The following is a 10,795-nucleotide window of genomic DNA, read 5'->3' on the forward strand; positions in this document are numbered from 1 at the left end:
ATTATTTTTGTTAACTTATCAAATTCAGCTTTTGCTTCTTTGTTCAAACCTTCTTGCTTAGCCAAGAACAACCACATGTAAGCGTTGAAATTGCTTTTTGGCAAACCACAACCATGGATGTACATCAACGCGAGGTTACTTTGCGCCAGGCCTTTTCCTTGCTTAGCAGCCATTCGAAGCCACTTCGCCGCTTTTTGGTCATCTTGCTCGACACCCCGACCATTAATGTACATAACGCCAAGAGTATTTTGCGCATTCGCATTGCCTTGCTCGGCGGCCAACCGGTACCACTTCACCGCTTCTTGGTCATCTCGCTTACCCCCCCGACCATTAATATACATAGTACCAAGATTGTTCTGCGCACTCGCATCGCCTTGCTCGACAGCCAATCGGTACCACTTCACCGCTTCTATAAAATCTTGCTCAACACCCTGACCGTTCTCGTACATCCAGCCCAAATTGGTTTGCGCACTCACATAGCCTCGCTCGGCTGCCAGCCGGTACCACTTCACCGCTTCTTGGTCATCTTGCTCAACACCGCGCCCCTTGTCGTACATTGTGCCAAGATTGAATTGCGCACTCACAAAGTCTTGCTCGGCTGCCAGTCGAAACCACTTCACCGCTTCTATAAAATCTTGCTCAGTACCGTGTCCAATGTTGTACATTACGCCAAGATTGCTTTGCGCATTCGCATTGCCTTGCTCGGCGGCCAACCGGTACCACTTCACCGCTTCTTGTTCATCTCGCTTAACACCATGACCTTTCTCATACATCCAGCCAAGATCGAGCTGCGCCCTCGCATAACCTTGCTCGGCCGCCAGTCGGTACCATTTCACCGCTTCTTGGTCATCTTGCTCAACACCCTCACCGTCATCGTACATAACACCAAGATTGGTTTGCGCCCTCTCATAGCCTTGCTCCGCAGCCAGTCGGTACCACTTCACCGCTTCTTGCTCATCTTGCTCAACACCTTCACCATAGCGGTACATAACACCAAGATTGGTCTGCGCCCTCTCATAGCCTTGCTCCGCAGCCAGTCGGTACCACTTCACCGCTTCTTGGTCATCTTGCTCAACACCCTCACCGTCATCGTACATAACACCAAGATTGGTCTGCGCCCTCTCATAGCCTTGCTCCGCAGCCAGTCGGTACCACTTCACCGCTTCTTGGTCATCTTGCTCAACACCATGACCCTTATCGTACATCCCGCCAAGATTGGTCTGCGCCCTCACATTGCCTTGCTCCGCAGCCAGTCGGTACCATTTCACCGCTTCTTGGTTATCTTGCTCAACACCTTCACCATAGCGGTACATAACACCAAGATTGTTTTGCGCCCTCGCATAGCCTTGCTCCGCAGCCAGTCGGTACCACTTCACCGCTTCTTGGTCATCTCGCTCAACACCCTCACCGTCATCGTACATAACACCAAGATTGTTTTGCGCCCTCGCATTGCCTTGCTCGGCGGCCAACCGGTACCACTTCACCGCTTCTTGTTCATCTCGCTTAACACCATGACCTTTCTCATACATCCAGCCAAGATCGAGCTGCGCTCTCGCATAGCCTTGCTCGGCCGCCAGTCGGTACCATTTCACCGCTTCTTGGTCATCTTGCTCAACACCTTCACCGTCATCGTACATAACACCAAGATTGGTTTGCGCCCTCTCATAGCCTTGCTCCGCAGCCAGTCGGTACCACTTCACCGCTTCTTGGTCATCTTGCTCAACACCATGACCCTTATCGTACATCCCGCCAAGATTGGTCTGCGCCCTCGCATAGCCTTGCTCCGCAGCCAGTCGGTACCACTTCACCGCTTCTTGGTCATCTTGCTCAACACCATGACCCTTATCGTACATCCCGCCAAGATTGGTCTGCGCCCTCGCATAGCCTTGCTCCGCAGCCAGTCGGTACCACTTCACCGCTTCTTGGTCATCTCGCTCAACACCATGACCCTTGTCGTACATCCCGCCAAGATTGGTCTGCGCCCTCACATTGCCTTGCTCCGCAGCCAGTCGGTACCACTTCATCGCCTCTTGGTTATCTTGCTCAACACCTTCACCATAGCGGTACATAACACCAAGATTGTTCTGCGCGCTCGCATAGCCTTGCTCCGCAGCCAGTCGGTACCACTTCACCGCTTCTTGGTCATCTTGCTCAACACCCTGTCCTTTGTCGTACCTCAAGCCGAGTTTATACTGCGATCTCTCATGACCTAGCTCTGCTTGCAAAGTTAGCTCCTTAATATCATTGGAAGTAGTGGAGCAAGCCGTTAATAGCAGTAATGCTATGACATTTATCGTTATAGGTTTGATANTACCTCAAGCCGAGTTTATACTGCGATCTCTCATGACCTAGCTCTGCTTGCAAAGTTAGCTCCTTAATATCATTGGAAGTAGTGGAGCAAGCCGTTAATAGCAGTAATGCTATGACATTTATCGTTATAGGTTTGATATCTAAGCGCATATTGAGATCATGAATGAATGATTTTTAATTGGGCGATTTTAGTGATATCTCAACCAGCATAAATTGATAACAGACAAAAAATGAGCATTAGCTCTAATTAAATATTAAACCGAGCTCTTATTGATTGAACGCTAAATAATGCATGACCATTCACCAGAACTGCCTGAGTGTATGAACCAATACAGATTAAAACTTAAGATCTGCCCTGAGACGGGCTGACTAGAACTCGGGCTCAACGGTAATATTTAAATTCAATACTTCCAGTTTGAAGAACACGTGCCACTCCCCGACTTCACGCTTTTTGCTCGAGCGACGACTGCGGCTTTTGCCTCTTCATTGTTCGGATACTTGAAGACGATTCTAAACTCTGGCTCTCAGGTGCCGGTTGATACCTCTTTGAGGTTACCGGATTCGGATAGCATCAATCATATCCCCCTCACAGGTTCTGTAGTCGTCGCCATAGAAAGATAACTCCAAGGTAAAAGATTGTAGTCGCGGCAGGCCACCTTTTGATGAATGGTATTACTTCTGTGGGCTGAATAGCTGCCATAAATGGCAGACCTCGCTCGGCTGGGTTTGACTACCTTCTGAACGGCAACGAGTAGCTGGATGGGTAGCGGCCATATTGCGGAGGCTTCTGCTGTCGTTCTCTAGCTTCCTGGTTACGCTGAAAGAAACACTGCGAGGCACCAACCCCTGCAGTTGGTTATCCAGTGCATGGTTCTTGGCAGTGAGAGAATCAACAGTGAGTTGTGAAGCCTTGTCTTTTTCAGCAGGTAGACCGCTGAAAATTCCCTGCCCCGACATTAAAAACCTCTTCATGGGTTACTTCCGAATTCGGCGTAACACCAACCGTGTGGCCATAACCGTTAGTCCATACATTGGCAGAGCATTGATAGGCGTTTAACTAGCACCCTTCATAGTCCATGATCAGCTTCAGCCCGGCATCACTGGTTTTCAGTGTGCCGGAAGGCAGAACCGATAACAGACCAACGATAACAACAGCCGCACACAAAGATAAGACAACGCCGAAGATAGCTTTTCCTGCATGCTTTCCACCCATACAAAAAAGCGCCGCCGACCAAAAGCCAGAAGCGCCAATTCATGTTGATAGTGCTAAAACGAAAAAACCCCGCCATCAGGCGAGGTTTTCCAACGTAGTAATCATGCATCGTTTAGGGGTGAGTGCCAACGTTCAGGTTGAAATTTGTACAGATAGCTAGTCATCAAACCAAAGGGAGAACTCACCAACTGATTACAAACCATTATTTTTAAACATTAATTTTATTAAAAGATAAATAAGTTTGATATATCACACAATTTGGACGTCTGGTTTTACGGCATAATGTGCTGCAAATTTTGATGTGATCTGGCTTTGAGGCTGTTACTCAAGGGCGGTAGTGTTTTTATATAAATGCATATGCATTTTAAACATACCTCTCTCCGATACGCCTGAGTAGCAATCTTCATGTTCTAGGAATAAAATGAAGATATAGCGAGCACAGATCGTATACGTCCCAATTCAGAGAGGACATGCAATCTATGATCATTGAATAAAATATCATGGAGTAATTAATATAGAGTTGGATAATATCAATGACTATTCAATGTTATAATGTTCTCTTTATAATCAATAAACTAGGAGTTATAATTGAAAAACAGTGTGTTTCTTGAGCGATTTGTTCGAGTTTTATTATTGATAAGCATTATTATTATCGTGTTCTTGCTGCTTCCTTTTTTTCAAGGTGCTAAGGATTTAGTAATCCTTTACCCTACAATAAAAGAATATGGCTTTACTTGGTTAATAGGAAAAGAGTGGTTTTTATTAGGAATTATATCAGGGTTATTGTCAGTGATATTTTGGCATACTTTCTTTTTCTCAGTAATTAGAGGACGAAACTGGGGGTTGGGAAAAATTAACAGAAAGCTGCTAATAAAATCATATGACTACTTCTGGTATATTGGAAGTTTTATTACAATTCTAGTAACCCTTGATACATTATACTATACTCACTTGAAAAATATAGAAGAAAATATTACACATGACGTCGCTAATTATGAGGTCTTATTGATCAGGAGCGAGGGAGAACTCAAAAAGCGGTGTGGTATGGTTAATGAAACTATTATGGATAGTCGCTTAGACAAGAAAGTTTTAGCAGTTTGCAGCTTCAATGGTAAAAGTAAAGCTAAGCGCTTAGAAGTTTGTAAAACTGCTGAGATGGGTGATGGGTATAGTGAGTTAACTGGTAATAGAACTGATAAATATAAAGAACTGTCTGATATGGCGTCTGTTCAATGTAATAGTTTACGTAATTTGGAAACAACATCTAAATACTTAGGTGCAATAAGAGAAACAATGAATATTAAGGAAGATTCAATGTTTAACAAACTCTTTTGGACATTTTTCTTTCCGATAATTATTGGTTTTAGAGTAGTCAAGACATCTATAGAACTTGTTGATGAGAGAAGAAAAATCGCATCAGAAAAAATACGCAAGGAAGATTTTAATAGTTACTTACTAAAGTATATTTATCCAAGTACTTATATGTCTAAATAAACCTGCCTTTTCGCTCCATAACAACGCTTTAAGAGCATTACATTCGGCGGTCTGTGCACTTGGCAGGTTCTTCAGTGGAGCGCACATTATTGCAGGCTGTGCGCTCTCTATAATAGTATGAACTAGAAGATACCTACAAAAATCACCTAGGCACAGTGCTGAGTGATTACGAAGATTCATCCCCCTCGAATTAAAGATGAACCCAGTAGTACTAAGAGGAAATTCGTACTTGTAACGATTTCAAATTCATTGAATATCCTTTACCAGAAAACGTAGATTAACATTTTCCTCAAAAGGCGACTTCCCGTCGCCTTTCCTTCTCCCCCTAAGCCACCTCCAACACCTCTGCCTCTTCCCGCTCTACCCTACCCTGCAACGCCAGCACTGCCGCAGTTCTCTGCCCTGTCAGCCATTCAACCAGCTTTTATAATACTGTTGAGTACCGCTTGAAGCGTGAATACGTGATCGGTAGTTTCTGGCAGAAGAGTGCGAAGCGGGTTTCTGTTGTCCACTCTATGCGGCCTTCTTTACAGCATGGGCACTTGCGGGTGACGCGGTGCTTGTTGGTTACCATCCCAGCCCATTGCACTCGGGGCAAAGCTGGCCGAGTTGTTGAGTGGCTTCTGCCATGGCAGTTAGGCACAGGGTTTCGATGGTTTTGGGTGGGTAGACGCCGCGTCATTTTTGCATGGCTTTGGCGGCTTCTAACCAGGTTAGTTGGTATAGCTCTCTGGCTAAATCCCTGTCGGTTAGGCATTCTACAAATAGGATGTGAAAGCCAACCGGTGACTCCTTCTATGTAATGCCTACCACGGCCAGCTACTCGTCGAGGCTGAGCAAAGCTTTACCGACAGTTCTGGGGCCGTAGGTGATCCCCTTCATTCCGAATTTACTTAGCAACTTTTCCATTTTCATCTTCTTATGCCGCCTCTTCGAGCGTTGTTACCATGCTGGCACACAACAAATCGGGTAAGGATTTTCGATCCGCAGTTACTACCAAATTCAACGGAGTATTCATGATGGAACATTTACCAGTAATCATTTACGCCATCGGCTGTGCTGCTTTTTATGTCGGTTATTCGCTTTACACCAGTAACAACCCGAATTAAGGAAATCGTGATGAGTAAGACTTTAAGGCCAACTTGGCTAAACTGCACCGTTTGCGACAGTAACCAAATCGAAGTTGCCTTATCTAACTAAATGCGAACTTGGCAATGACGAATGGCTGTATGACGGCGATAAAGCAAAGTGCCTCAACTGCTGCGCCACTGGTGAAATTGAAACAGATGGCGTAGATGCCTGGTTCGAAGCCGACGAGGAGCAGCAAAATGTACAATTACACTAACTACCCTACTGTTGATGTCACATATTGTGTTAAATCAGACATTAACGTGACACCGTCACAGACAAAATCTGAAGACAATCAAAGCTCATTGCCTAAACCATCTCAACCAGTTACAACCTTAGATGAACAGTCATCACTGCAACTGATCAGCCATAAAGAAGTGTTGGAGATGTTCCAAATTTCCAGCAAAGCCACCATCTACAAGTGGCGCCAAAACCGCGGGTTTCCAGATCCGGTAACGCTTATGCCGCTGCGGTGGTTACGCTCTGCGGTTGAAGAATGGAAAGAAGGTATTGGGGGCTGTGGGCGGTGAGGATGGAAAGCGGCCGAGTGGCCGCTTTTTGTCACCTTGTTAAGGGTGAGCAACGCAACCACCGAGTCTCAACAGTTGTGCCTAAACACGAAACCCAACCTTGAACTGAGAATGTCACGCGTTGCGAATCACTCTTAAATAGTTTGTTAAGTGTATATACTACTTACTAAAACCCGTGCTTTTTTAGAACTTCGGCGATATCTTTCGCTAGCTCAGATTTTGGCTCAGCTACTATACTACCTTGAATCTGCGTCAGACTATCACTTTCAAGTTCATTCAACTCAAAGTAATCATAAGTAAATCGACCCTTTTCTGAGTTATCAACTGGAAAGTATTTTTTAAAATTTAGATCATCAACTCTTGAATTTACAATTCTCAGATGCTCATAAACATTATCCAAATTAGGATGCACAAAATAATAGTAATTACTATTAAAATATTTAGTCTTCCATTTCCCATATGTAGTAAGTAGATCTATGGCAAGAAAATTTACCTTGTCATTTTTCAACTTCATATTGCATCTCTTACACGCAATACTTAAATTTTCCAGATCAAAAATACAATATTTGTATTTACTCTTTGGGAGTATGTGTTCGATATCAATGTCATATCTAAATTCACCAGTAAAATCCCTCAAACAATAACAACACTTTGGGGTTACTTTATTTAAGTGATTACTTTTTATTCTTTGCTTTATATCCTTAACATGATTAGATACCCATGGATTTGTTTCTTTTAGAGCCTGCACTATGGATTTTATTTCTTCGAGTGTATAGTTCATTTGTTACAGTCCTACTCCTGAATGTAGAACAATATTTCTAACCTCTTGCAGTGCAGATAATTGTCTTTCATCACTAGTATTCGAAGATAATTTTTCTATACAGTCCAACACATACTTTCGCGTTACCATTCTATCATTAAGATCATTCATCAAATTTACAAGAAGGTTAGAAAGGAATCTATTTTCTGGTGTAATAACATTAAACATATCCCACAATATTCCCTCTACATTTGTAGATTCATGATCTATTTTATTTATAGAAAAATTTTCAACCCTATAAACAGATGTATTTATATTATAATCAGTATACTTGTTATCGATATCTAAACTCGATATCATTAGAGGTGAGTGAGTTGCTAATACAAACTTAGGTCTGTAGAGGGAGAAGAAACTAAACAGCTTGCTAATGTACTCTTTCTGCCATTTTGGGTGTAAACTATTTTCAGGTTCATCAATTAAAATTATGCTATTTTTTTTAATTTTTGATGCAATATATGAAATATTTGCTATTTGATACAATTCTCCAGAGCTTGCCCCGTCGAGATTAATAACTCGATTTCTTTTTATTAAGAAGTAATTAGTCTTTTTAATTATGCCTAGGGAAGTAAGCTCATCCTCATACTTCAATAATTCTAGATATCTTGTGTTTGCTAATGACGAAAAATTCTTATAACTAAAATCAATCCAAATTAGTTCACTGTTCTTCGAGCTCGAAACATATGCCTTGATCAAATCTCTAACATTTGAATGTCTCATTTCACTTCTATTTAATCTTGAAAGAGTGATAGAAAGTGATTCGATATTATCGTAGTTTATCTCGAATGATAAACCTACTGTAGGTTGGTAGCCAACATATTCAAAAATTTGAGACAGACTAAAATTACTTTTGCTACTTTTGTTACTTTTGTTACTATCACTAAACGTCTTTAGAACCTCTTTTAAAGCAATCTTTGTCATTTCAGAGCCATACCTTGCTCCGATAAAATTAAAGTTTTTCTTCTTATTAAGTGCGCTATCAAATTTATCGTGTATGCAATGAGCAATTGCAATAACGTGTTGACCATTATCTACATATCTTTGGGATAGTTGGTTTAATATTTCGCTTTTTCCACAACCATTCTCACCTATAAAAACAGTAAAATCCGATGTTAACTTTAAATTATCTACATTCATATACTTACCAATATACTGATTTATACTTAACGCCCGGCATAAGGTGCACCAACACCGAACCAACCAAGCGCACTAGACTCCATACTAAAACCGCCGAGCGTAAAGCATCACCTTGATGCCTTTGTTAAGCATATTTAGTTAAGTGCATCGAACGCTCGTTTAATAGGCTCAGGTATATCAGAAACTTCCATGTGACTACCAATTTTAGCGCCCCAATCAAAACTCTTATTTGGCCACTCCACGATTCGTTCAGACTCACCAATAGCGTGTAGTTTTTGACGAATTAACGCTTGCAACTTAGGTGCAAACTTCTGGTTAGCTTGCAATGTATGCCCTTGTTGAGCCACTGGAATACTATCAATGATATTAGTAATGTCTTGTTGCGTTACTTCTATATCACCTACGTACACTTCGGCTACGATACTCGGCCAAATAGTTACGGGAAGTGAATCTTCAAGATCTTGCTTACCAACAACAAACACTTGTTCATTCTCTTGTTTATTTGTGTCAGCATCAAAAATATACACTGAAATATCATCCCGTTTTGCAAAACCATCAATCAAACAATCTAGAAGATCATTGGCGATATCCTCGTTAGTACACCCTTTCAAGTTAATTTGCTGGATGTTGTCCTCTCGAAGCGTGCTACCAGTGTACTGGTGATAAAGCATGGGAATTAGAGCCTGTTCCGTGTTTCCTTCAACAATTAAGAATTTATTGAAGAACAGGAAGTCACTATTCATAACACCTAAGCTATCAAATATGTCTTCAACTTCACCAATTGCACCAATTTGAGTGTAGCTGTTGTTGATTCTGAAGGTGTTTATATCCTCTAACTTCGAAGCGTTCACGAAAATCGTACTATGAGTGCTGACAATAACTTGAAAGTGTTGTGCGGAAAGAAGCCTAAGAGTACTTATAAACTCTCGCTGTGCTTTTGGATGCAAGTGGGTCTCTGGTTCATCAAAACACCATACATATCTTTTATTACTAGTGCCACTTTGCTCCGCTTGAAGTTTTAATAATGCAAACCATATTTGACGCTTTATTCCTTCACCTTGGTTATCAATGTGAACATTATCTTCTGAGCTGTCTTTACCTACAAAGAGATCTGTAAGTTGGTTTTTTAACTCAAAGTTGACGCTAGCGCTAATACTTTGGATACTTGGCACTTCATTGTGGATACCAAGCTCCTCTAGCTTTTGATTGATTTTGGTTTGAGCCCTAGTTCTAAGCCTTGCGGAGATTTTCTTTGCTCGATTTACTTCTACTTCAATCGAATCCGACAGTATAGCGTTGGCTGCCTTAGTTATCCCTTCGAGCGACTCATTCCAGCTCAGATATGCATATTCAGGATATGCAACCTGTAGATCCACTTTCCATTTCTTTTGCTTTGCGTCATCGCCGAACTTAACAAACTTGAACGTACAAGGAACTGTGTTAAGTATTGAACGCATTTTTTCGTAAATGGAAAAACGACCTTCACCATTGTCATTTACTAGGTTTTCTTGCTCAGGATTGTGGTTCGTCATAGCAGTATTAATTGGAGCCTGTCCCATACTGTATATAACATTTAAATCTTCTGCGTCTGGGTGGTCATGAGCATAAAAGATCTCAGATGAACCTGAAGATGCATTAATTACTCTAGCTTTATAGAAATATCGATTCTGATCGTCACTTAACCTCGCTGATTCCATTACCCAACGTAGATGATTCGATATCTCTTCAGATTCTAAATCAAAATCTTCGATTTGAAACTTCCCGATGCATACTATGAACTTTTGTTGTTCATCTTCAATGGAGTCAAACAATTGAGGAAGCTCACGCTCATTTAGCTGAGCATTGATTTCCGCCCTTGTTAATGCTGTGTGAGAGAGATCATTCTTTTCTGTTTTATCATTAGGTACTGAAGCAGAGAATGAATGTTCTAAAAGCAAACGAACTGAGTTAAGTGATGTTGTCTTTCCACAGTCATTTTCCCCGATAAGAATCGTAGGAGAGTTCGCCTTAATTTTTAATGCCGTTTTCTGAGCACTTTTATAGTTAATTGTGATTACTTCTGAGAGTAACATATTATTTTTATTCCTAGGGCGTGTTGATCTTTGCTGTACATTTCGCGTTCAACAATACATCGGTAGCCACATTAACATGAATGCCAGCGATAAC

General features: G+C 41.7%; 8 protein-coding genes. 2 read left to right on the forward strand and 6 right to left on the reverse strand.

What is annotated here, in order from left to right; all coding sequences use genetic code 11:
* The 3 genes from BIT28_RS10835 to BIT28_RS29805 all read right to left on the reverse strand — a co-directional run.
* A partial coding sequence (locus BIT28_RS10835; RefSeq protein ID WP_075763571.1) for an SEL1-like repeat protein occupies window positions 1–2,225 on the reverse strand: 2,225 nt, incomplete at its 3' end.
* Window positions 2,226–2,982: 757 nt separating this feature from the next.
* Entirely contained in the window at window positions 2,983–3,282 is a 300-nt protein-coding gene (locus BIT28_RS29295) for a hypothetical protein (RefSeq protein WP_175577518.1), read from the reverse strand.
* Window positions 3,283–3,367: 85 nt separating this feature from the next.
* The gene (locus tag BIT28_RS29805; RefSeq protein WP_217696626.1) at window positions 3,368–3,523 is read right to left on the reverse strand and encodes a hypothetical protein; all 156 of its coding nucleotides are present in this window, start codon (window positions 3,521–3,523) and stop codon (window positions 3,368–3,370) included.
* Window positions 3,524–4,111: 588 nt separating this feature from the next.
* Between BIT28_RS29805 and BIT28_RS10845 the strand changes: the two genes are divergently transcribed.
* On the forward strand, window positions 4,112–5,017 hold the full coding sequence (locus BIT28_RS10845) for a hypothetical protein (RefSeq protein ID WP_075763573.1): 906 nt from the start codon (window positions 4,112–4,114) through the stop codon (window positions 5,015–5,017).
* A gap of 1,328 nt (window positions 5,018–6,345) precedes the next feature.
* Complete coding sequence (locus tag BIT28_RS10855; protein WP_075763574.1) at window positions 6,346–6,675, forward strand: helix-turn-helix transcriptional regulator; 330 nt, start codon at window positions 6,346–6,348, stop codon at window positions 6,673–6,675.
* A 166-nt stretch (window positions 6,676–6,841) separates the two neighbouring features.
* Here the strand turns inward: BIT28_RS10855 and BIT28_RS10860 are convergent, their stop codons facing one another.
* The 3 genes from BIT28_RS10860 to BIT28_RS10870 form a co-directional block, all read right to left on the reverse strand.
* Window positions 6,842–7,456 (reverse strand): HNH endonuclease, encoded by a 615-nt coding sequence (locus BIT28_RS10860; protein ID WP_075763575.1) that lies wholly within the window; start codon window positions 7,454–7,456, stop codon window positions 6,842–6,844.
* Window positions 7,457–7,459: 3 nt separating this feature from the next.
* A complete protein-coding gene (locus tag BIT28_RS10865) occupies window positions 7,460–8,629 on the reverse strand; it encodes an AAA family ATPase (protein ID WP_075763576.1) in 1,170 nt (389 codons plus the stop codon).
* A gap of 134 nt (window positions 8,630–8,763) precedes the next feature.
* A complete protein-coding gene (locus tag BIT28_RS10870) occupies window positions 8,764–10,701 on the reverse strand; it encodes an AAA family ATPase (protein ID WP_075763577.1) in 1,938 nt (645 codons plus the stop codon).
* Between the last annotated feature and the right edge of the window lie 94 nt (window positions 10,702–10,795).

Origin of the sequence: Photobacterium proteolyticum (genome assembly GCF_001939735.1) — a bacterium.
Taxonomy (GTDB): Bacteria; Pseudomonadota; Gammaproteobacteria; order Enterobacterales; family Vibrionaceae; genus Photobacterium; species Photobacterium proteolyticum.

Excerpts from the sequence above, each read along its gene's own strand:
- BIT28_RS29295 (WP_175577518.1), bottom strand. The coding sequence starts at position 3,282 with ATGAAGAGGTTTTTAATGTCGGGGCAGGGAATTTTCAGCGGTCTACCT.
- BIT28_RS29805 (WP_217696626.1), bottom strand. The coding sequence starts at position 3,523 with ATGGGTGGAAAGCATGCAGGAAAAGCTATCTTCGGCGTTGTCTTATCT.
- BIT28_RS10855 (WP_075763574.1), top strand. The coding sequence starts at position 6,346 with ATGTACAATTACACTAACTACCCTACTGTTGATGTCACATATTGTGTT.
- BIT28_RS10860 (WP_075763575.1), bottom strand. The coding sequence starts at position 7,456 with ATGAACTATACACTCGAAGAAATAAAATCCATAGTGCAGGCTCTAAAA.
- BIT28_RS10865 (WP_075763576.1), bottom strand. The coding sequence starts at position 8,629 with ATGAATGTAGATAATTTAAAGTTAACATCGGATTTTACTGTTTTTATA.
- BIT28_RS10870 (WP_075763577.1), bottom strand. The coding sequence starts at position 10,701 with ATGTTACTCTCAGAAGTAATCACAATTAACTATAAAAGTGCTCAGAAA.